This window comes from Curtobacterium sp. Curtsp22, assembly GCF_059492135.1.
This window is the reverse complement of record NZ_CP168519.1, coordinates 410691-432863: the sequence shown is the minus strand read 5'-3', so window position 1 is coordinate 432863 and position 22173 is coordinate 410691. Positions and strand designations below refer to the sequence as shown.

General features: G+C 71.8%; 21 protein-coding genes. 13 read left to right on the top strand and 8 right to left on the bottom strand.

From position 1 onward, the window contains the following. Positions 1-52 precede the first annotated feature (52 nt). Both ACEN8D_RS02035 and ACEN8D_RS02030 read right to left on the bottom strand, forming a co-directional pair. Positions 53-892, bottom strand: a complete 840-nt coding sequence (locus ACEN8D_RS02035; protein ID WP_070418828.1) for a flagellin N-terminal helical domain-containing protein — start codon at positions 890-892, stop codon at positions 53-55. Positions 893-1021: 129 nt separating this feature from the next. Beyond that, positions 1022-1873 (bottom strand): sigma-70 family RNA polymerase sigma factor, encoded by an 852-nt coding sequence (locus ACEN8D_RS02030; protein WP_229086786.1) that lies wholly within the window; start codon positions 1871-1873, stop codon positions 1022-1024. Positions 1874-2269: 396 nt separating this feature from the next. Between ACEN8D_RS02030 and ACEN8D_RS02025 the strand changes: the two genes are divergently transcribed. The 5 genes from ACEN8D_RS02025 (at position 2270) to ACEN8D_RS02005 (ending at position 6618) form a co-directional block, all read left to right on the top strand. Then, the gene (locus tag ACEN8D_RS02025; RefSeq protein ID WP_070419569.1) at positions 2270-2755 is read left to right on the top strand and encodes a flagellar protein FlgN; all 486 of its coding nucleotides are present in this window, start codon (positions 2270-2272) and stop codon (positions 2753-2755) included. Between the two features lie 4 nt (positions 2756-2759). Continuing rightward, complete coding sequence (gene flgK, locus ACEN8D_RS02020) at positions 2760-4181, top strand: flagellar hook-associated protein FlgK (protein ID WP_071295375.1); 1422 nt, start codon at positions 2760-2762, stop codon at positions 4179-4181. 2 nt (positions 4182-4183) lie between these two features. Further along, positions 4184-5065, top strand: coding sequence for a flagellar hook-associated protein FlgL (flgL, locus tag ACEN8D_RS02015; protein WP_070418825.1), 882 nt, complete (start codon positions 4184-4186; stop codon positions 5063-5065). Then, entirely contained in the window at positions 5062-5436 is a 375-nt protein-coding gene (gene fliW / locus ACEN8D_RS02010) for a flagellar assembly protein FliW (RefSeq protein WP_413461524.1), read from the top strand. Before flgL ends, fliW begins: the two co-directional genes overlap by 4 nt. Before the next feature lie 258 nt (positions 5437-5694). Then, positions 5695-6618: a hypothetical protein gene (locus ACEN8D_RS02005; protein ID WP_413398829.1), complete on the top strand. Its 924-nt coding sequence runs from the start codon at positions 5695-5697 to the stop codon at positions 6616-6618. Here the strand turns inward: ACEN8D_RS02005 and ACEN8D_RS02000 are convergent. Continuing rightward, entirely contained in the window at positions 6605-7246 is a 642-nt protein-coding gene (locus ACEN8D_RS02000; RefSeq protein ID WP_413398827.1) for a hypothetical protein, read from the bottom strand. The two genes, ACEN8D_RS02005 and ACEN8D_RS02000, sit on opposite strands and share 14 nt — an antisense overlap. Positions 7247-7285: 39 nt before the next feature. Between ACEN8D_RS02000 and ACEN8D_RS01995 the strand changes: the two genes are divergently transcribed. Continuing rightward, entirely contained in the window at positions 7286-8206 is a 921-nt protein-coding gene (locus tag ACEN8D_RS01995; RefSeq protein WP_413398826.1) for a hypothetical protein, read from the top strand. A 96-nt stretch (positions 8207-8302) separates the two neighbouring features. Here ACEN8D_RS01995 and ACEN8D_RS01990 read toward each other — a convergent pair whose 3' ends face one another. After that, on the bottom strand, positions 8303-9271 hold the full coding sequence (locus tag ACEN8D_RS01990; protein ID WP_309887345.1) for a beta-ketoacyl-ACP synthase 3: 969 nt from the start codon (positions 9269-9271) through the stop codon (positions 8303-8305). Between the two features lie 120 nt (positions 9272-9391). Here ACEN8D_RS01990 and ACEN8D_RS01985 point away from each other — a divergent pair, with 120 nt between their 5' ends. Then, positions 9392-10363, top strand: a complete 972-nt coding sequence (locus tag ACEN8D_RS01985) for an aldo/keto reductase (protein ID WP_413400017.1) — start codon at positions 9392-9394, stop codon at positions 10361-10363. 110 nt (positions 10364-10473) lie between these two features. On the opposite strand, the gene ACEN8D_RS01980 is transcribed toward ACEN8D_RS01985, so the two are convergent. From ACEN8D_RS01980 to zapE, 3 genes are all read right to left on the bottom strand, one after another. Beyond that, a complete protein-coding gene (locus tag ACEN8D_RS01980; RefSeq protein WP_495601129.1) occupies positions 10474-11130 on the bottom strand; it encodes a tyrosine-protein phosphatase in 657 nt (218 codons plus the stop codon). A 276-nt stretch (positions 11131-11406) separates the two neighbouring features. After that, entirely contained in the window at positions 11407-12681 is a 1275-nt protein-coding gene (locus tag ACEN8D_RS01975; RefSeq protein ID WP_070418818.1) for an ammonium transporter, read from the bottom strand. 272 nt (positions 12682-12953) lie between these two features. Next, positions 12954-13997 (bottom strand): cell division protein ZapE, encoded by a 1044-nt coding sequence (zapE, locus tag ACEN8D_RS01970; RefSeq protein WP_374475428.1) that lies wholly within the window; start codon positions 13995-13997, stop codon positions 12954-12956. 113 nt (positions 13998-14110) lie between these two features. Here zapE and ACEN8D_RS01965 point away from each other — a divergent pair, with 113 nt between their 5' ends. Next, positions 14111-15016 (top strand): sulfurtransferase, encoded by a 906-nt coding sequence (locus ACEN8D_RS01965; RefSeq protein WP_092387410.1) that lies wholly within the window; start codon positions 14111-14113, stop codon positions 15014-15016. After that, positions 15013-15465, top strand: a complete 453-nt coding sequence (locus ACEN8D_RS01960; RefSeq protein WP_071295259.1) for a SufE family protein — start codon at positions 15013-15015, stop codon at positions 15463-15465. The genes ACEN8D_RS01965 and ACEN8D_RS01960 overlap by 4 nt, the downstream gene beginning before the upstream one ends. Before the next feature lie 72 nt (positions 15466-15537). Here ACEN8D_RS01960 and ACEN8D_RS01955 read toward each other — a convergent pair whose 3' ends face one another. Further along, positions 15538-16761: a lysophospholipase gene (locus tag ACEN8D_RS01955; RefSeq protein ID WP_261647202.1), complete on the bottom strand. Its 1224-nt coding sequence runs from the start codon at positions 16759-16761 to the stop codon at positions 15538-15540. A gap of 23 nt (positions 16762-16784) precedes the next feature. Here ACEN8D_RS01955 and ACEN8D_RS01950 point away from each other — a divergent pair, with 23 nt between their 5' ends. From ACEN8D_RS01950 to ACEN8D_RS01935, 4 genes are all read left to right on the top strand, one after another. After that, positions 16785-17369, top strand: a complete 585-nt coding sequence (locus tag ACEN8D_RS01950) for a DUF3000 domain-containing protein (RefSeq protein ID WP_070418813.1) — start codon at positions 16785-16787, stop codon at positions 17367-17369. Next, complete coding sequence (locus ACEN8D_RS01945; RefSeq protein WP_413461733.1) at positions 17362-18687, top strand: HRDC domain-containing protein; 1326 nt, start codon at positions 17362-17364, stop codon at positions 18685-18687. The genes ACEN8D_RS01950 and ACEN8D_RS01945 overlap by 8 nt, the downstream gene beginning before the upstream one ends. A 126-nt stretch (positions 18688-18813) precedes the next feature. Continuing rightward, positions 18814-20025 (top strand): thiolase family protein, encoded by a 1212-nt coding sequence (locus ACEN8D_RS01940; protein WP_070418811.1) that lies wholly within the window; start codon positions 18814-18816, stop codon positions 20023-20025. Between the two features lie 2 nt (positions 20026-20027). Next, on the top strand, positions 20028-22166 hold the full coding sequence (locus ACEN8D_RS01935) for a 3-hydroxyacyl-CoA dehydrogenase NAD-binding domain-containing protein (protein ID WP_495601241.1): 2139 nt from the start codon (positions 20028-20030) through the stop codon (positions 22164-22166). Positions 22167-22173: the final 7 nt, after the last annotated feature.

The following is a 22173-nucleotide window of genomic DNA, read 5'->3' as shown; positions in this document are numbered from 1 at the left end:
GACGCCGCCGCCCGGGGTACCTGAACGATCCCGGACGGCGGCGTCAGCGCTGCTAGCGCAGGAGCGAGAGCACACCCTGCGTGCTCTGGTTCGCCTGCGCGAGCATCGAGGTGCCGGCCTGGCTGAGGATGTTGTCGCGCGTGTACTTGACCATCTCCTCCGCCATGTCGACGTCGGTGATGCGCGAACCGGCAGCGGTGAGGTTCTCCTTGGCCACGTTCGTCACGTTGATGGCGTGGTCGAAGCGGTTCTGGATGGCACCGATGTTCGAACGTGCCGTCGACACGCTCTTGATCTGCGCGTCGATCGTGGTGATCGCGGTCTGCGCACCGGTGGCGGTCGTGAAGTCGAGACCGGTGACGGCGGTCGCCACGGTCGAGACGTTCGCGCCCGACAGGTCGACGTCGATCTGGCTCGCCGCGTCGCCGTTGGCGCCGACCTGGAACTTCAGGACGCCTGCGGTGCCGGCGGAGCCGTCGAGCAGGTTGATGCCGTTGAAGTTGGTCGACTGGGAGATGCGGGTGAGCTCCTTGGACAGCTCGGTGACCTCGGTGGAGATCGCCGTGCGGGAGTCCGCGTTGTTCGAGTCGTTGCCGGCCTGCACGGCGAGGTCACGCATGCGCTGGAGGATCGAGTGGGTCTCGGTGAGGCCACCTTCAGCGGTCTGCACGACGGAGATGCCGTCCTGTGCGTTGCGGGCGGCGACCGTGAGGCCACCGACCTGGGACTTCAGCCCCTCGGAGATCGACAGACCGGCCGCGTCGTCGGCAGCACGGTTGATGCGGAGACCCGACGAGAGCTTCTCGAGGGACTTCGACAGGTCGTTCTGCGTCGAGTTCAGGTTCCGGTACGTGTTGAGTGCCGAGAGGTTGGTGTTGATGGACATACCCATGGTGGTTTCCTCCGTGAAATCTGGGTCGTACGTCTGCCCGTCCGTGGGCTGACAGGGGTGACTCTCGACCGGTTGGCCGGAGCCGTTAGGGAATCGGCGGAATTCGTCGTGCGACGAGACCGCCGAGGGCTAGCTCACCGCGACGACGGGGGCGGTCGTGACCGTCGTGGCGTCCTGCACGGCACGCGCCACGCCGGCTGCGGCGTTCGCGGCGACCCGTGCCAGGTACGCGCTCCGGCGCGCGGCGGTGGTCTTCGAGGCCGGCTCCACGGTGACGCCGTCGTCCCCGTAGTGCGCGGCGAGTCCGTCGCGGAGCAGGCGCATCGCCTCGGAGCGCTGCTGCGACACGGCGGAGTGGGTGATCCCGAGCTCGGCGGCGACCTCGGTCACCGACCGGTCACCGAAGTACACGTTCTCGACCACGAAGCGCATCCGCTCCGGCAGCGCCTCGACGGCGGCACGGAGGTAGCGGCGCTTCTCGGCCTCGAGCAGGTCCTCACCCGGCAGCGGCAGGTCCGCAGCAAGGGTGTCGTGCACGGTCTCGTCGATCGGCGAGACCGTCCGGGCCGCGTCGCTCATGGCGTCGGCGGCGGTCTGGCGGTCGACGCCCATCGCGTCCGCGATCTCCTGCACGCCGACGCTCCGCCCGAGCCGGGCCGACAGCGCCTCCTGCGTGGCGAGGGTCTCGCGGATCCGCTTCCGGGTGCCGCGGGACGCCCAGTCGGCGGAGCGCATGTCGTCGGCGATCGCGCCGGTGATGCGGGTGCGGGCGTACGCGCCGAAGGGGACGCCGAGGTCGGGGTCGAAGGCCTCGGCCGCGGCGACGAGGGCCAACGACCCGACGGCGGCGAGGTCGTCACGGTCGAGGTGCGTGGCACGCGCCCGCACGTCGGCGACGATGTAGCCCACGAGCGGGAGGTGCTCCACGATCATCGCGTTGCGGTCGTTCCGGTCCATGCTGATCCCCTGGTCGCCTGACATGCCTGACCCGTCCGTGGGCGCGGCAGACGCCGGCCTCGGATGGCCGGTGCGTACGCCGAAGACCCACCCGGGTCCCTCCGGGTGGTGCACCGTGCGTCCCTGCGACGCGGTGCGGGGTGTCCCCCGCGGTGCGCTTCGAATGTATCGGCTGGCAAAGCCCTGAGTGGGTGCACAACCGTCCCCAAAGCGGGGGTGAGGGGGCGTTTTCCCGGTCGGCATTTGGGGGGACCCCGGCCTGGGAACGCGCGTTCTTGTCCCCCGATGTGGGTGATTCCCTGGAGGCGCGGGTCGTGTCCGGCAGGCGCGGTCACCCGGTCGGTGCTTACGCCCGGCACCCGCGACCCGATAGGTCCCGGTGTCCGCAGGATGACCGACACACCCCACCGGGAGGAGCTGATGAGCGTGAACGAACTGTCCGCCGTGCTCTGGCGCGAACGCGAACTGCTCGAGCTGCTCACCTTCAAGCTCGAGGAGGAACAGCTGCTCCTCGCGGCCGGTCGCTCCCGCTGGGTCTCGCACGCCAGCCGCGAGGTCGAGCAGGTCCTCGAGCGTCTCCGCAGCACCGGTCTCGAGCGCGCCGCGTCGAGTGCCGAGGTCGCCGAGGAGTGGGGCGTCGCCGCCGATGCTCCCCTGCGCGAGGTCGTCGCCGCTGCGCCGAACGGCCCCTGGGGCGAGATCCTCGCCGCCCACCTCACCGCGATGGTGGAGCTCACCACCCAGATCGGGGCGCTCCGCGACGAGAACGACCGCTTCCTCCGTGCCGCCGCGCAGGCGACCGAGGAGACGCTCGCCGGGTCTGTCACGGGTGCCGCCACCTACGACGCCAGTGGTACCTCGGGTACCGGCACGGACGGCGCACGACTCTTCGAGGGGACCCTGTAGCACCGTGGTCAGCACCTTCGGCTCCCTCGCCACCGCCTACTCCGGCCTCGCCGCGGCCCGCGCCGGCATCGACGTCACCGGGCAGAACATCGCCAACGCCGGCACCGCCGGGTACACCCGCCAGCGCGTCTCGCAGTCCTCGATCCCCGCCGCCCAGACCGGGTTCATGCGCGGGACCGCAGCGCTCGCGGGCCAGGGCGTCTCCGTCGACGGCATCGCCCGCCTGGCGTCCCTCACGCTCGACGCCGGCGTGCGGGTGGCCTCCGGCTCCTCGGCCTACGCCGACGCCCGCGCCACCGCACTCGCCGCGCTCGAGAACGGGCTGAACGAACCCGGTGACGACGGGCTCGCCAGCAAGCTCGACGCCTTCTGGTCCTCGTGGAGCGAGCTCTCCAGCCACCCGGACGACCCCGGTGCCGCCAGCGCCGTCATCGGCGCCGCGAAGACCGTCGCCAGCGCGCTCGCCAGCGGCTCGAAGGCGGTCGACGCACAGTGGACGAGCGTCCGCGGCACCGTCGACGGCCAGGTGCAGCAGCTCAACGACGCCGCGTCGCAGGTCGCCGACCTGAACGGTCGGATCCGCACCGCGCTGGCGTCCGGCGGGAACGCGAACGAGCTGCTGGACCAGCGCGACCAGCTCACCCAGCAGATCGCCTCGCTGGCCGGCGGCACGGTCCGGCAGAACACCGACGGCACCGTCGACGTCCTCATCGGCGGCAACGCGATCGTGCAGGGCACCGATGCCCGTTCCGTGGCGCTCGGCGGCGGGCAGCGCATGGCCGACGGTGCCGCGGTCACCCTCACCTGGACCTCGGGCACGGCCGGCGCGGTCGCCCTGTCCGGCGGCTCGATCGGCGGGAACCTCTCACTGCTCGCCCCCGCGACGGCGAACGGCACCGGCGGAGCACTCGCCGAGGCGTCCGCGTCGTACGACCAGGTCGCGACGAAGCTCGCCAGCGCGGTCAACGCCGTGCACGCGACGGGGACGACACCGACCGGTGCCACCGGGACCCCGTTCTTCTCCCTCGCGGCCGGCGTCCCGGCTGCCCAGGGCCTCTCGGTCGTCCCGACCGACGGCAGCGGCCTGGCGACGCGGAACGCGGCGGGGGAACTCGACGACTCGTTCACCGACGCGCTCTCGCGACTCGGTGCGGCCTCCGACGGTGCCGACCGCTCCTGGGCGACGTTCGTGGCGGGGGTGGGCAGCGCCTCCAGGTCCGCCGCGTCGGAATCGACGCTCACCGGACTCGCGCTGACCAACGCGCGCACGCAGCAGCAGTCGAGTGCCGGTGTGGACCTCGACGAGGAGAACGTCAACCTGCTGAGCTACCAGCACGCGTACCAGGGCGCCGCGCGGGTCCTGACCGCCGTCGACGAGATGCTCGACACCATCATCAACCGCGTCGGACTCGTCGGGAGGGGCTGACCGTGATCACCCGTGTGACCACCCAGATGTCGATGACGGCCGCGAGCGCCAGGCTGCAGGCCGGCGCCGCGAAGCTCGCGCAGCTCACCGACCAGGCGACGACGCTGAAGAACATCCAGCGGCCGTCCGACGACCCCGTCGGGACCGCCTCGTCGATGCAGGTGCGCAAGGAGCAGGCGGCCGCCGCGCAGTACACGCGCAACGCGAACGACGCGGCCGGCTGGCTCGCCACGACCGACAGCGCCCTGTCGAGCGTGTACTCCGTGCTCAACAACGTGCGCGACCTCACCGTGCAGGCGGCGAACAGCGGCACCATGAGCGACACCGACCGCGATGCGTTCATCACGCAGTTCCAGTCCCTCAAGTCCGAGCTCGAGTCCCGGGCGAACACGACCTACGGCACGCGATCCGTGTTCGCCGGATCGTCCACCGCCGCCACCGCGTACGACCCGGCGACCGGGTGGGCGTCCTCCGGAACCGACGTCACCCGACGCATCGGCGACGGCACCACCGTGCGGGTCGACACCGCCGGCACCGCGGTGTTCGGCTCGGGGAACTCGTCCGTCTTCGCCATGATCGACTCGATCGTCGGCGACCTGCAGAACGGCGTGAACGTGAACCCCCGCATCAACGACGTCGACGCCGCGATCAGCACCGTGCGCGGCATCCAGGCCGACGTGGGCGTCCGGCACGCCGCGGCCCTCTCCGCGCAGGACTCCCTGAAGAGCGCGACCGTCTCGCTCGAGAACCGGCGCGCCGGCATCGAGGACAAGGACCTCGCGAAGGCCGTCCTCGACCTGCAGGTGCAGCAGACCAACTACCAGGCAGCCCTCGCCGTCACCGCGAAGGTCCTGCAGCCGACCCTGATGGACTACCTCCGATGAGCATCGACCTGACCTTCGCCGTCCCGCCGTTCGGCCTGGCGCCCGCCCCCGTCTTCACGCTGACGCCCGTGGACGGCGCCGAAGGCCTGTTCACCCTCGTCGGGGGTTCCTCGCGCTTGTTCGTGCTCGACGCCGCGGTGCACCTGCCGTCGTACGCGCCGGAGCTCACGAACGAGCAGGCGGCCGGGCTCGGGCTGACCGCGCCCGAGGACGCGATGCTGCTCGTCGTCGCGAACCCGGGCGGCGCCGACGGCGGGACCACGGTGAACCTGCTCGCGCCGATCGTCGTGAACGCCCGGACGTCGGTCGGAGCGCAGCTCATCCTCGAGGAGCAGGACCTGCCGCTGCGCGCGGAGCTCGCCGCGCGCTGAGCGCTGGCGCGGCGCCCCGGGTTCCGCGCGTGTTCGACATCGCGCGAGTCGATCGACGCGTGCTTCGTCGGAACCTGCACACGCATGAGATGCACGTGCATGGAGCGACATCACGCCTGACGATCGACGAGTGTCTTGTCGGTCGATGTACACGCACGGATCACCCTCTGTCCTCCACAGGCGGGTCGATGACCGGAGGTGTCCACGGATCCGGCGGCACGGGCGCCCGGGGACCGACGCGGGCGCGACCCTGGTGCGGTGAGCAGAGCAGACGACATCGAGATCATCCGCACGACCGGGCTCCCGAGCGCGGAACGGCGGCACCTTGAACGAGCCGTCCTCCGTGGGCAGCTGGTCCGGATCCGGCCCGGCGTGCTCGTGCAGCAGGGTGCGCTGGACGATCTCCTGCCCGAGCATCGGCACCACGTGCTCGTGCGGGCCTCGATCCACCGCGCACGCCCGAGCGACCTGGTCTCGCACGAGTCCGCGTGCGCCGTGCTCGGACTGCCGTTCGTGGGGCCGTGGCCACCGAAGGTGCACGTGTGCGATCCGACCTCACCGAACACCCGCGTCACGGCGTGGTTCGTCAGACACGGTTCCGAACACCGACCGCCGTTGGGTCACACCCGCGCGGACGAGATCGCCGCGACCGATGCGGCACGGACGGCGGTGGACCTGGCAGCATCACGAGCGCTGATCCACTCGCTCCCCGTCATCGACCACGTGCTCGGCCGCGGCCTCGCGACCGCGACGGACCTCGAGCGCGAGGCGGGTTCGCTGCACAAGGGGCGGACCAAGGCGGGGGTCGCGATCGGTATGGGGTCGGGGCTGTCGGGGTCGCCGGCGGAGTCGGTGTGCCGGGCCCGGTTCCGGCAGCTCGGCGTCCCGCAGCCCGTGCAGCAGCACACGTTCCGACGGCCCGGGGAACGCACGGCGATCGTCGACTTCTGGTTCCCCGACGCCGGCGTGGTGGTCGAGGTGGACGGCCGGGGGAAGTACGAGGACCCGGCGATGCTGGGCGGCTCAACCACCGCCGACGCCCACTGGCAGGAGAAGCAACGCGAGGACTTCGTGCGTTCCTTCCCCGAGGTCCGCGCCGTCGTCCGGCTGACCTGGGCGGACCTGATGGATCCCGAGCGGGTCCGGGCGAAGCTCCGACGGGCGGGGATCACGTGCCGGTGAACCGCGGAGCGTCCGGGTGGTGGGCCCGCTGGCGCTCGACATCGGAGACCGCGGCACGGCCGACGACCACGTCGCCCGCTCCGAGTCGGACTCCGTAGATCCGCCCCGTGCCTTTGACCACCGCGCCGCGCCGGTCCGGGTCCGGGTCGTGGCGGTCGGCCCCGGCGCTGAGGACGACGTCACGGACCGCAACCGTCCCGATCACCTGCGCGCCGGCACCGATCCTCGCCGGTCCCTCGACGAGACAGCCACCGGACAGCCGTGCACCCGCGCCGATCTCCACGTCGGCACTCCCGGAACCGGACGAGGCCGCACCGACCGCGACGACCGTGACCGGACCGGGCCCGATCTCCGCCCGACCGATCTCGACGCGCGCCCCGTCGGCGAGGACCGTCACCGGCCCCGGCCCCAACCGCGCCCCCGCGCGGACGACGACTGCCCCGGTCCTCCGGCTCTCGAGGACGGCACCCGGGTACACCACGACGCCCGGCTCGATGACCACCGAACGACCGACCAGCACGGACGCCGGGTCCAGGACGAGCACGTCCGGCGCCAGTGCCGCGACCTCGTCCGGCGTCAGGAATCCGGCAGCGCGCCGTGCTGCATCGAGTGCGTGTGCAGGGGTCATCCGACGAGCCTCCCATGCGTCCGGCGTACCGTCGTCCCCATGGCCCGAGAGCAGAAGGACCAGGCGATCGTGCCCTTGCCGGCAGCGCCTGTGGCCTCCACCCCCACCGACCCGAACGCGCGCACCCCCGAGCAGACCCAGCCGGCCGGCTGGGTCAAGATGCTCGACCGGGTACTGAGCGTGCAACGCCCCGTCGTGGTGGCCCACGTGCGGGCACTCCGCCGTCGGCACCCCGACTCGACCCCGGCCGAGATCATCCAGATCCTCGAGCGACAGTACCTCGCGGCGGTGACCACGGGCGGCGCGGCCGTCGGCGCGAGCGCGGTGATCCCGGGCGTCGGCATGGCGGCAGCCCTCGGGTTGAGCGGCGCCGAGACCGTGGGCTTCCTCGAGACCACGGCCCTGTTCGCGCAGTCCGTGACCGAGGTGCACGGCATCGCGCTCGACGACCCCGAGCGCGCCCGCATGCTCGTGATGGCGATGATCCTCGGCTCGCCGGGCACCCAGCTCATCAACCAGCTCGCGGGCCAGATCGCCGGTGGACAGGTCCGCACCGCGTTCTGGGGCGAGATGGTGACGTCGTCCCTCCCGAAGCAGGTCGTGAACGGCATCGGCGGACAGGTGCGCGACCAGTTCATCAAGCGCTTCGCCGCCCGGCAGGGCACGACGATCGTCGGTCGGGCCCTCCCGTTCGGGATCGGCGCGGCGGTCGGTGGCCTCGGGAACCACGCGCTCGGGCGGAAGGTGATCCAGGCCTCGCGGACGGGGTTCGGGCTGCCCCCGGCGCAGTTCCCGATCGTGCTGGAACCGAAGTCGGCCAAGGAACCGAAGCCGGCCAAGGACTCGAAGGCGCTCAAGGAACCCAAGCAGGCCAAGGCGCCGAAGGAACGGCGGGCGATCGGGCGTCGGAAAGGCCGCGAGGACCTCTGGGCCGACACCCCGGACCGCACCGGCGGCTGACGGTCGCACCCGCCGGCCGGACGCGACCGGCAGATAGACAGGAGGCGCGGTGCCAGCTGGCACCGCGCCTCCCGTCCGTCCCAGCGGAAACCCGCCTCAGCGCCCCCGCACCGGCGTCGTCACCACCTGCCCAGCGTGCGCGAACCCACCGCCGAACCCGAACAGCAGCGCCGGCACCCCCTCGGGGAGGTCCCCTCGGGCCCACGCCTTCGACAGCCCGAGTGGCACGCTCGCCGCCGATGTGTTGCCCGACTCGACGACGTCCCGCACCACGAACTTCGACTCCCCGCCGAGGGCGTGCACGAGCGGCTCGATGATCCGCAGGTTCGCCTGGTGGAACGCGAACACCTCGATGTCGTCCATCGTGAGCCCCGCAGCCGCGACGGCTGCCCGGGCGTGGTCGGCGGCCTCGGTGATGGCCCAGCGGTAGATGGAGCGACCCTCCTGGCTGAAGCGCTCGGGGTCGCCGGAGACGAGCACGGCCTCCTCGAGGTGCGGCACGCTCCCCCACGACACCGGGCCGATCTGGGCGTCGTCGGACACGCCGAGCACGGCGGCGCCGGCACCGTCCCCGACGAGCACGCACGTGGATCGGTCGGTCCAGTCGACGATGCCGGACAGCACCTCCGAGCCGACGACGACCGCGATGTCCGTCGACTCGACCCGGATCGCCTGGTCGGCCAGCGCGACGCCGTACTCGAAGCCGCTGCAGGCGGTGTTGATGTCGATGGGCGCCGCGGCGGGCGACAGGCCGAGCGCCGCGGCGACCCGACCGGCGGTGTAGGGCGCTCGGTCGCGGTGGGTGGTGGACGCGACGATGACCAGTCCGACGTCGGAGGGCGCGACGCCGGCGTCGGCGAGGGCGTTCCGCGCTGCCTCGATCGCCATGGAGGTCACGGTGTCCGACGGTCCGGCGATGTGCCGGGTCTCGATCCCGGTCCTCGTGCGGATCCACTCGTCGTTCGTGTCGACCATGGTCGAGAGCTCGTCGTTGGTCAGGATGCGTGCTGGCTGGTGGTGGCCGAACCCGAGGATCCGGCTGCCACGGAGTGCTGGGGTGTTCACGAGACCGCACGCTACTCCCCTGCCCGACCCGCTCATGCCCGGCGCGGCATGGAGCGCACCCTCCGAGGCGGGTACCCACAGGGCCTGCCTGCGGGGAGCGGGACCGCGTAGACCTGGACCATGGACTACACACACCTCGGCCGCACAGGGTTGTCGGTCTCACGAGCCGTGCTCGGGACCATGAACTTCGGCCCGGAGACCAGCGAGGACGACTCGCACGCCATCATGGACCGGGCCCACGAGCTCGGCGTCAACTTCTTCGACACCGCCAACGGCTACGGCGGCTCGGTGGGCAAGGGCGCCACCGAGGAGATCATCGGCCGCTGGTTCGCCAAGGGGGGCGGGCGGCGTGAGAAGACCGTCCTCGCCACGAAGGTCTACGGCGACATGATCGACTGGCCGAACGGCGGGAAGCTCAGCGCGTACAACATCCGCCAGGCCCTCGACGCGAGCCTGCAGCGCCTCCAGACGGACCACATCGACCTCTACCAGTTCCACCACGTCGACCGTGCGACCCCGTGGGACGAGATCTGGCAGGCGATCGACGTCGCCGTGCAGCAGGGCAAGGTGCTCTACGTCGGCTCGTCGAACTTCGCCGGGTGGCACATCTCCCAGGCCCAGGAGGCCGCCGCGCGCCGGAACACCCTCGGCCTCGTCAGCGAGCAGTCGATCTACAACCTCGTCGTCCGCGACATCGAGCGCGAGGTCCTCCCGGCCGCCCGCGAGTACGGCCTCGGCGTGATCCCGTGGTCGCCGCTGCAGGGCGGCCTCCTCGGTGGCGTCATCGAGAAGACCGAGAACGGCTCGCGTCGCCTCTCGGGCCGCAGTGCCGAGTACGTCGAGGGCCACCGCAACCAGCTCACCGCCTACGAGTCCTTCGCGAAGGAGCTCGGGCACACCCCGGGCGAGCTCGCCCTGGCGTGGCTCCTGCACCAGCCCGGCGTCACGGCGCCGATCACGGGCCCGCGCACCATGGAGCAGTGGGAGTCCGCGGTCCGCGCCGTCGACATCCGGCTCGACCAGCGTGCGCTCGACCGGCTCGACGAGATCTTCCCGGGGCACAAGACCTCGCCGGAGGACTACGCCTGGTGACGCGCTGACGCGACCCATGACGGGAGGCGCGGTGCGGGTCCGACCCGCACCGCGCCTCCCGTCCGTCGGCACGTCCAGAGCCGGACCCGCGTCGCGCGCGCAGCCACCGGTCAGAGCGCGGCTATCTCGTCGTCCCGCAGCCCGATGCTGCGGAGGTACCCGTCCACCGAGCCCCACCGCCGCTCGACGCGCTCGATGACCGTCGTCATGATCTCCGGGACGCAGCGGTGGCCGATCGCCGTCGCCACGGGGTCCGTGCTGGCGGCGCGCTCGGCGGCGAACCGCTCGACGAGCCCGGCGGCGCTGGCCGCGTAGTCGGCACCGACGGCGTCGAGGTCGGCACCCCAGTGCCGGGCGAGCAGCGCGCTCACGATGCCGGTCCGGTCCTTGCCCGCGGCGCAGCAGACGAGCACGTCGCCGTCCGCGGTGGCGATCGTCCGCAGCGCCGCGGCGATGCCGGAGCGGTGCCGGTCGAGCCAGTCGGTGTACTGGTCCTCGAGCTGGACGGCCTCGGCGGCGGACTCGATCGCCGAGGCCGGGTCGAAGAGCGGCACGGAGCGGTAGGCGGGCGCGGCGGCGAGCGGGTGCGGCTCCGCGTCCGTCTCGTCCACGCGGCGCAGGTCGACCACGGCCGCGAGGCCCGCCGGGTACGCGGCGGGAGCGACCGGGTCGGTGTTCGCCCGGTACACCGTGCGCCGGCGGCCGTGCTGGAGGCCTGGTCCCCCGACCTCGCGGAGGTTCGTCAGCGTGTTCGACGTCGTCGTCATGGCTCCACTCTGCCGGACGCGGGGCGCCGGGCGCGCCCGCCGTCGTGCCGCGTGCCCGGGCGGCCGGGCGCCTGCCGCGCCGCACAACCAAAGTCACCCCGAACCACGCGATCGCGCGGTTCGGGGTGACTTCCGTTGTGCGAACCCAGCCCGCGCCACCGGCGCGCGCCACGCGCCCGCCGGGCCCCGCGCCGCCCCGCGCCCCGCACCCCGCACACGACGACGGGCCCCGCGCTGCTGTGTGCGCGGGGCCCGTCGTGACGGTGTGGCAGCGAACTACCGGACGGAGACCGGGGTCTCGTCGCGCTCCTCGTAGAGGACGTAGCCCTCTTCGCCGTGGACCGCGGTGTCGATGCCGGCGACCTCGTCCTCGGTCTTCACACGGAAGCCCATCGTCTTCTCGATGATCCAGCCGATGACGAAGGCGAGGATGAACGAGTAGAGACCGACCACGCCGGCAGCGGCGGCCTGCTTGCCGAGCTGCGTGAACGAGCCCGAGTAGATCAGGCCGGTGTCGTTGGCGAAGAAGCCGAGGTACAGCGTGCCGACGATGCCGCCGACCAGGTGGACGCCGACGACGTCGAGCGAGTCATCGAAGCCGAGGCGGTACTTCCAGTCGATCGCGAAGCAGCAGATGATGCCCGCGAGGAAGCCGAGCAGGATGCCCCAGCCCGGGGTGAGCGCGGCGCACGCCGGGGTGATGGCGACGAGGCCGGTGACGGCGCCCGACGCGGCACCGATCGAGGTGGCCTTGCCGTCCTTGAGCTTCTCGACGAGCAGCCAACCGAGGATCGCGGCGGCCGGGGCGGCGAGGGTGTTGACCCAGGCGATCGCGGCGATGCCGTCCGCGGCACCCTCGGAACCGGCGTTGAAGCCGAACCAGCCGAACCACAGGATCGCGGCACCGAGGAGCACGAAGGGCGGGTTGTGCGGCTTGTGCGCACCCTTGGCGAAGCCGACGCGCTTGCCGAGGACGATCGCCAGCGCGAGACCCGCGGCACCGGCGTTGATGTGGACCGCGGTGCCACCGGCGAAGTCGATGACGCCCCAGGTCGCTGCCCAGCCGGACGTGAGGTTGAAGACCCACGAGGCGACCGGGAAGTAGACGACCGTGACCCAGACGCCGGCGAAGACCATCCACGCGCCGAACTTGGCACGGTCGGCGATCGCACCGGAGATGAGGGCGACCGTGATGATCGCGAAGGTCGCCTGGAAGCCGACGAACGCCATCGAGGGGTACGCGGCGTTGATCGTCGAGGCCTTGGCCTCCTCGAACGCCTGCCCGAGGCCGATCTGGTTCCAGTCGATGCTGAAGAAGCCGACGACACCGGACACCGCCGTGCCGTCACCGTGGTTCGCGAAGGCGATGGCGTAGCCGTAGACGACCCAGAGGACGCTCACGAGCGCGATCGCCCCGAAGGACATCATCATCATGCTGATGACGGACTTGGCCTTCACCAGACCGCCGTAGAAGAAGGCCAGGCCGGGTGTCATGAACAACACCAGCGCCGCCATGACCAACACGAACGTCGTGTTGCCCTGATCAAGCATCTGTTCACCTCTCGATTGCACCAGCGGCTCTTGGTCCGCGTCGGGTGTCACCGAGTCTGGCGAGGCGAGGTTTCACGAGGGAGCACGAAGTGTTTCGCGGATGTAACGCGACGGCCCGGTGTGTAAACGTCGTGTTTCGTCCGTCGGGCAGTCCCCTGGACGGGGGCCACGAGTTCTCCCGGTCCGTCCGGACGGTGTCCGACAGCCGTCGCGGAACGGGGCCTGGAGGCGCGGCACGGCAGGGAAGCGGCCGCTCGCGGCCGGCAGGCGGCTCAGTCCACGGCGCGGGTCAGCGCCACGACGCGGCTCGCCGCACGCAGGTACTTCTTGCGGTACCCGCCGTCGAGCATCGACTCGGGGTACACCTGGTCGAGCGGGGTGCCCGACGCCACGATCCGCACCTGCGCGTCGTACAGCCGGTCCACCAGCGCGACCCACCGGAGTGCATCGGTCTGGTCGGTGAAGGGCTGCACGTCGGTGAGGCCGACGGCGTCGAGGTCCTCGACCATCGCGACGTACTTCGACGGGTGCACGGACGCGAGGTGCCCGACCACCGCCCGGAAGTCGTCGAGCGTGACGCGTCCGCCGGGGAGTGCCGCGGCGACGTCGGCCACCACGCCCGCCGACTCGTCGACCGCACGCCGGCGGAAGTCGAGCCCGTCGATGCGCATGGTGTCGAACCGGTCGGACATCGCCTGGATCTCGCGCAGGAAGTCCTGGGCCGCGAAGCGCCCCTCGCCGAGGGCACCCGGCGGCGTGTTCGAGGTGGCGGCGAACCGCGTGCCCGTCTCGGTGAGCTCCTTGATGAGGCGCGTCATCACCATCGTGTCACCGGGGTCGTCGAGCTCGAACTCGTCGATGCACACCAACGCCGTCCCGCGCAGCAGGTCGACGGTGCCCTGGAACCCGAGGGCCCCGACGAGCGCCGTGTACTCGATGAAGGTGCCGAACGTCTTCCGACCGGTCGCGGCGTGGTAGGCGGCGGCGAGCAGGTGGGTCTTCCCGACGCCGAACCCGCCGTCGAGGTAGACGCCGGACTTCACGGTCGACTCCGCCACGGGCTTCCGGCGACCGAACAGCCCCCGGCGAGGCTGGTCGGCGGGACCGGCGGCGACGAAGGCCTCCACCGCGTCGCGGACCGCCGCCTGCGACGGGTACTCCGCGTCGGGTCGGTAGGAGGCGAACGACGCGTCCTCGAACTGGGGCGGCGGGACCAGCGACGCAGCCATCTGCTGCGGGGTCACCTGCGGGTCGCGGTCGACGAGGTGTTCAGGCGCGGTGTTCGCTGACAATCGGGGCAGTCCTTCGGGAAGCATGTCGTGGGGTGTCACGTTGCGTCAGGAGCACGGCACGCCCGCGTACCGTTGCCCACAGGCACCGACGACCGATCCTAGTCCGGTGCCGGATGACCACCTGGAGGTAGCCCACCATGACCGCACCGGTCGACACGTCCGAGAAGTTCACCGCCTACGCCCACCCGGAGCGGCTCGTCTCCACCGAGTGGCTGCAGGAGCACCTGGACGCCGGCACCCCGGACCTGGTCGTCGTCGAGTCCGACGAGGACGTCCTGCTCTACGAGACGGGCCACGTCCCCGGTGCCGTGAAGATCGACTGGCACACCGACCTCAACGACCCGGTGCTCCGCGACTACATCGACGGCGAGGCCTTCGCCGAACTGCTCGGCAGCAAGGGCATCGGCCGCGAGACCACCGTCGTGATCTACGGCGACAAGAACAACTGGTGGGCCGCCTACGCCCTCTGGGTCTTCTCGCTGTTCGGCCACGAGGACGTCCGTCTCCTCGACGGCGGCCGGGCGAAGTGGATCGCCGAGGACCGCGCGCTCACCACCGACCAGACCGTGGTCACGCCGGTCGAGTACCCCGTCGTCGACCGGATCGACACCGAGATCCGCGCCTACAAGGACGACGTGCTCGCCCACCTCGGCAAGCCGCTGATCGACGTCCGCAGCGCCCCGGAGTACGCCGGCGACCGCACCACCGCGCCGGACTACCCGGAGGAGGGCGCCCTCCGCGCCGGCCACGTCCCCACCGCCGTGAACATCCCGTGGGCCACCGCCGCGGCACCGGACGGCACCTTCAAGACCCGCGAGGAGCTCGACGCGATCTACCGCGACGGCGCCGGCATCGGCGACGCGGACGAGGTCATCGCCTACTGCCGCATCGGCGAGCGGTCGAGCCACACCTGGTTCGTCCTGCAGCACCTGCTCGGGTACGACAACGTCCGCAACTACGACGGCTCGTGGACCGAGTGGGGCAGCGCGGTCCGCGTCCCGATCGCCGTCGGCACCGAACCGGGTACGATCACCGACCGATGACCGACGCACTCCCCCAGTCCCTCGCCGAGATCCGCGACGACTTCCTCGAACTCTCCCAGCAGGACCGCCTGCAGCTGCTCCTCGAGTTCTCGAACGAGCTCCCGGCGCTTCCCGAGCGCCTGCAGGGGCACGAGGACGAGCTCGAACGCGTCGAGGAGTGCCAGTCCCCCGTCTTCATCACGGTCACCGTGGGTGCGGACGGCGACGCGCCCGGCATCGTCCGGATGCACGCCACGGCGCCGCGCGAGGCACCGACCACGCGGGGCTTCGCGTCGATCCTCGCGCAGGGGCTGTCCGGCCTGACCGCCGAGCAGGTGCTCGCCGTGCCGGCGGACTACCCGCTGACGATCGGGCTGAGCGAGGCGGTCAGCCCGCTGCGGATCCGGGGCATGGTCGGGATGCTGGGCCGGGTGCAGCGGCAGGTGCAGGCGCAGGCCGCGGTCGCGTAGACCCGCAACGACGTCGGACGGGAGGCGCGGTGCCAGCTGGCACCGCGCCTCCCGTCCGTCTGCCGGTCGCGTCTACTGCTGGTGGGTCGCGCTGGTGGGCTGGACCACCTCGGTCAGCCACGCGAGGATGCGGGCGTCGAACCAGTCGGCGTCGTGGTTCCAGAGCTTGGTGTGCCGGGCGGTCGTCTGCACCTCGAGCCGCACGATGTCGGGCCGGGCCTCGGCGAGGGCGTGCGACGCAGAGGACGGGACGAACCCGTCGTCGTCGCTGTGCATGAGCAGGATCGGCACGTGCAGCTCGTCGGCCCGCGCGACCATGTCGAGCTGCCGCAGGTCGACCGGCTGCCGCAGGCCCGTGAGCCGATGCAGGACCGGGGTGCGGAGAAGACGCTGCGCGACCTTCCGGACCGGCCGCGGCAGGCGGAGCAGCTGGCTCTGCGACTTGAGCACCGCGTGCCAGTCGACCACGGGCGACTCAAGCACGACACCGTCCACGAGGTCCGCGAACGCCGACCGGAGCAGGGTCTGCAGCACGACCGCGCCGCCCATCGACCAGCCCATCAGGACGACGCTCGACGCGCCCTGCCCGGCGAGCCAGCGGAGGACCGCGTCGATGTCCTCCCACTCGGTGCTGCCGAGGCCGTAGCGGCCGTCGACGCTCCGCGGGGCGACGCCGTCGTTGCGCCAGCTCGCCAGCACCACGGAGTACCCCGCCGCCCGGAAGACCGGCACCGCGCGGATCGTCTCGGCGCGGGTCACGCCACGACCGTGCACGAGGACGGCCCACGGCGCGTCCGGGTCGTCGGCGCGGACCACCCAGGCGGGTGCGGGGCCGTTCGGGGTGGGGACGTCGATGTCCTCGACCGGGACGTCCAGCTCGCCCGGGGTCAGGTAGAACCACCCGCCCCACCGACCCCGGCGGGCCGCGGTGGGGTCGCCGGCGTCGATCGCGATGATGCGGCGGGTGACGGTCGTGTCGGTGGTGCCGAGGACCTCGCCGACGCGCATGTGCCCGGTCCCGCCGCCGAACCAGAGGCTGTAGCGGCCCTGCAGTTCGGTGTCCGCGGTGCGCTCGAGCGTCACCGTCCGCCGCACGGGGTCGACGGCGTGGATCGGGACGCGTTCGGTGCGTTTGCGGTCGGGGGTGACCACCGCTCGGGCCACCGCCGCGACGAACCCGCCGATCACCGCGGTGGTGACGGCGGCCGCTGCGATGCCCGCTCCCAGGGCGACGAACCCGGCCGATCGTGCGGTCTCCTGGACGACGTCCTCGGCGGGTCGCGCGGATCGGGACATGGTCCGGAGCCTAGTCTGCATTCGTGTCCGAAACCCGAGAGCCCGACGCCTTCGCGCGGCTCCGTGCGTTCGTGGCGTCCGGCGGCGCGCGCGCCGAGACGACCGTCACCGAGATCCCCTCGCCGTCGCGCATCGCCCCGTTCTCGATCGCCCTGGCGGCGGACGTCTCGGGTGCGGCGCACGGCATCGACTCCGACCTCGGGACGGGCCGGTTCATCGCCCTGCACGACCCGGACGAACCCGAGGGCTGGGGCGGGTCGTTCCGCATCGTGACCTTCGCCCAGGCACCGCTCGAACCCGAGATCGGTGTCGACGAGTTCGTCGCCGACGTGACGTGGAGCTGGCTCGTCGACGCGCTCGCCGCGCACGGTGCGACCTACGACCACGCCTCGGGCACGGCGACCAAGATCATCTCCCGCGGCTACGGCGACCTCGCGGCGCAGGGCGACGGGGCGCAGCTCGAACTGCGCGCCTCGTGGACCCCGCGCGGGGACGACCTCACCGCACACGTCGAGGCGTGGGAGGAGATCGTGGCGATGCTCGCCGGTCTCCCGCCCGCGTCGGACGGCGTGACCCTGTTGGCCCCGAGGAGGCTCGCACGTGACTGACCCCGCATCTCCGGCCGGGGCGTCGCCCGCTGTCCCGTCGTCGGCTGCTCCGTCGGCGTCGCCGGCCGTTCCGTCGTCGGCTGCTCCGTCCGCGGCGTCGCCGGCGTTCGAGGCGTCGCACGACGCGGTCCACGTGATCGCCTCGCGCGAGGAGTACCTCGACGCCGTCGCCGCCATCGCGGCGGGCCACGGCCCGGTCGCCGTCGACGCCGAGCGCGCGAGCGGCTACCGGTACTCGCAGCGGGCGTACCTCATCCAGGTGTTCCGCCGCGGTGCCGGCGCGTTCCTCTTCGACCCGATCCCGATCGGCGACTTCTCCGAGCTCCAGGACGCGATCGTCGACGAGGAGTGGCTCTTCCACGCCGCGTCGCAGGACCTCCCCTGCCTGCAGGAGGTCGGCCTCGTCCCGACCCGCATCTTCGACACCGAGCTCGGTGCCCGCATCGCCGGGTTCCCCCGGGTCGGCCTCGGTGCCGTCGTGGAGCAGCTGCTCGGGATCACGCTCGCGAAGGCCCACTCCGCCGCGGACTGGTCGACCCGGCCGCTCCCGCAGTCGTGGTTGGTGTACGCGGCACTCGACGTCGAGCTGCTCCCCGACCTCCGTGACGCGCTCGCGGCGAAGCTCGACGAGGCGGGCAAGTCCCGCATCGCCGAAGAGGAGTTCGCGGCCGTCCTGACACGGGCGCCGAAGCCGCCGAAGGCCGAGCCGTGGCGCCGCCTGTCCGGCATGCACGCCCTCCGTGGCTCCAGGGCACTCGCGATCGCCCGGTCGCTCTGGTCGGCACGCGACGCCTACGCCCGCGAAGCCGACATCGCGCCGGGTCGCACCATCCCGGACTCGGCGATCGTCGCGGCCGCGGCGGCGAACCCGGCCTCGAAGGGCGAGCTGAGCGGGGTGAAGGCCTTCACGGGTCGTGCCAGCCGGTCCGAGCTCGACCGCTGGTGGGCCGCCGTCGAGGAGGGTCGCACGACCGAGGACCTCCCCCGCCTCCGATCCGCCGGCGAGCCCGCCCTGCCGCCGCCTCGAGCCTGGGCCGACCGCAACCCGGCAGCCGACCGCCGGTACAAGGCCGCACGGGCCGCCGTGGTGCAGCGCGCGGAGGAGCTCGACCTGCCCGTCGAGAACCTGCTCACGCCGGACACCCTCCGCACCGTCTCGTGGGAGCCGCCGACGCCGATCGCCACCGAGACCGTCGGTGCCGTACTCGCCGCGCACGACGCCCGCCCCTGGCAGGTCGAGGAGACGGCGTCGATCATCGCGCACGCCTTTGTCGCTGCTGCACAGGAGCCTGCTGCCGAGAGCAACACCGAGTCGTAGGAACGCCCCAACGGGCATGCGTCCGCACAGGCTCGGGGCATAGCGTCGCTGGTGCACGCCGGGTCGGACCCGGCCGGGCGGGGCGGGACGCGCCCAGCCTGATCAACGAGGATCTGGAGGCCCAGATTGCCAAAGGCAGCAGACGTCGTCTTCGTCGACGGAGTTCGGACACCGTTCGGACGAGCCGGGGAGAAGGGGGTGTTCTGGAAGACCCGCGCGGATGACCTCGCGGTGCACGCGATGCGCGGACTCCTCGACCGGAACGCCTCGTTGGACGGGGCCGCGGTGGACGACGTCGCCGTGGCGGCCACCACGCAGCAGGGCGACCAGGGGCTCACGCTCGGCCGGACGGTCGGCATGCTCGCCGGACTCCCGAAGACCGTCCCCGGGTACGCGATCGACCGCATGTGCGCCGGTGCCATGACGAGCGTGACCACCCTCGCCGGCGCCATCGCGTTCGGCGCGGCCGACGTCGCCATCGCCGGCGGTGTCGAGCACATGGGGCGCCACCCGATGGGCTTCAACTCCGACCCGAACCCGCGCTTCATCGCCGAGCGCATGGTCAACGGCGACGCGCTCGTGATGGGCAAGACCGCCGAGCGCCTGCACGACCGCTTCCCCGCGATCACCAAGGACCGCACGGACGCCTACGCCGTCCAGTCCCAGCAGCGCTACGCCGCCGCGTGGGCCGCGGGCAAGCTCCAGCCGGACCTGGTGCCGGTCGAGGTCAACACCGGCGAGGGCTGGGACATCGTCTCCAGTGACGAGCCGCCCCGCCCCGGCACCACGCTCGAGGCCCTCGCAGCCCTGAAGACGCCGTTCCGCTCGCACGGACGCATCACCGCCGGCAACGCGGCAGGCCTGAACGACGGCGCCACCATGAGCCTGCTCGCCTCGGCCGACGCGGCGAAGCAGCACGGGCTGCCGACGAAGATGCGCATGGTCTCGTTCGCCTTCGCGGGCGTCGACCCCGAGGTGATGGGCATCGGACCGGTGCCCGCGACCGACAAGGCGCTGGCGAAGGCCGGGCTGTCGATCGACGACATCGGGCTGTTCGAGATCAACGAGGCGTTCGCCGTCCAGGTGCTCGCCTTCCTCGACAACTACGGGATCGCCCAGGACTCGACGAACGTGAACGCCTGGGGCGGCGCGATCGCCGTCGGGCACCCGCTCGCCTCGAGCGGCGTCCGCCTGATGACCCAGCTCGCTGCTCAGTTCGCCGAGCGCCCGGACGTCCGGTACGGCATCACGACGATGTGCATCGGGCTCGGCCAGGGCGGCACCGTCATCTGGGAGAACCCGAACTTCAGCAAGTCCGCGGCACGGAAGGCGGCGTGACCATGACCATCGTCGACAACGACCAGCTCCTCGCCCTCAGCGAGGACGAGGTGGTCACCCACTCGTACCTGAAGCACGTCGCGCTGCCGTCCGGTGGCACGCTCGCGCTCATCACGCTCGACAACGGCAAGGACTACAAGCGACCGTCGACCCTCGGGCCGCGCACGCTGCACGAGCTCTCCGGGGTCCTCGACACCCTACGGACCGAAGCGTCCGCCGGGACGATCCAGGCCGTGGCGATCACCGGCAAGGAGTACTGCTTCGCCGCCGGTGCCGACCTCTCCCAGGCTGCCTCGGTGCCGTCGCGGGAAGTCGCCCACGACCTGGCCGCCCTCGGACACGCGACGCTCCGGAAGCTCTCCGACCTCGGGGTCCCCTCCTTCGCGCTCATCAACGGGATCGCGCTCGGCGGTGGCCTCGAGATCGGGCTGCACTGCACGTACCGGGCGTTCTCGTCGGCCGCGCAGGGCATCGGGCTCCCCGAGGTCTTCCTCGGCATCATCCCCGGGTGGGGCGGCGCGACGCTGCTCCCCCGCCTGATCGGCCCCGAGAAGGCGCTCCGCGTCATCGTCGAGAACCCGCTCAAGAACAACCGCCTGATGGACGGTCCGGCCGCGGTCGAGCTCGGCATCGGCGACGCGCTCATCCCCTCGGTCACCTTCCTGCCGTCCGCGGTGGCGTGGATCGACGGCGTCGTGTCCGGTCGCACCAAGGTCGTGCGGAAGAACGAGCCCGGCATGATCGAGAAGGCTGCGTGGGGCACCGTCGTCAAGGTCGCCCGCAGCCAGGTCGCGTCGAAGATCGGCACGGTCCCGAAGTCGCCGTTCCGGGCGCTCGACCTCGTCGCCGCGGCGAAGTCCGGCTCGCTCGACGAGCGGTTCGCCGACGAGGACGACGCCCTGGCCGACCTCATCTCGGGCGACCAGTTCGCCGCGTCGATGTACGCGTTCGACCTCGTGCAGAAGCGCGCGAAGAAGCCGGTGGGCGCCCCTGCGGACGTCTCGCCGCGCCCCGTCACGAAGGTCGGCGTCCTGGGCGCAGGCCTGATGGCGTCCCAGTTCGCGCTGCTCTTCGCCCGACGCCTCGGCGTCCCGGTCGTCATCACCGACGTCGACCAGTCCCGCGTCGACGCCGGCGTGGAGCGCATCCGCGGCGAGGTGGACAAGCTCCTCGACAAGGGCCGGGTCTCCCCCGACGACGCGAACCGCATCAAGGCGCTCGTGTCCGGGTCGGTGTCCTACGACGCGTTCGCGGACGCCGACTGGGTCATCGAGGCCGTCTTCGAGGAGATGAGCGTCAAGCAGGAGGTCTTCCGGAAGATCGAACAGGTCATCGCTCCGGACGCGATCCTCGCCACGAACACCTCGTCGCTGTCGGTGTCCGAGATGGGCTCCGTGCTGTCCGATCCATCGCGACTCGTCGGGTTCCACTTCTTCAACCCCGTCGCCGTGATGCCGCTGCTCGAGGTCGTGCGCACCGCCTCGACCTCCGACGAGACCCTCGCCACGGCCCTCGCCGTCGCGAAGACCCTCAAGAAGACCGCGATCATCACGGCCGACCAGCCGGGCTTCGTCGTGAACCGGGTGCTCGCCCGTGTCCTCGGCGAGGCGATGCGCGGCGTCGAGGAGGGCACGTCGTTCGACGTCGTCGCCCAGGGCGCTGCGCCGCTCGGCCTGCCGATGTCCCCGTTCGAGCTGCTCGAGCTCGTCGGCCTGCCGGTCGGTGCGCACGTGCTCGACTCGCACCACGCCGCCTGGCCGGAGCGCTTCTACCCGGGTGACGGCCTGAAGAAGATCGCCGAGTTCGGGCACATCCTGACCCGCGACAAGAAGGGCACCGCGACCGGGTACGACCCCGCTGCCGTGAAGCTCGTCGCACCGTCGAAGAAGGACGCGAGGCCGGTCGACGCTGCCGAGATGCAGCGCCGCTTCGAGGACGCCCTCGCCGACGAGCTGCACCGCATGCTCGAGGACGAGGTCGTCCAGCACGTCGAGGAGATCGACCTCGGGCTCATCCTCGGCGCGGGCTACCCGTTCCAGGCCGGTGGCATCAGCCCGTACCTCGACCGTTCCGGTGCGTCCGAGCGGGTCTTCGGCGGGGCGTTCCACGAGCCGCTGATCGTCGGGCCGGCCTCGCGCTAGCTGCGGC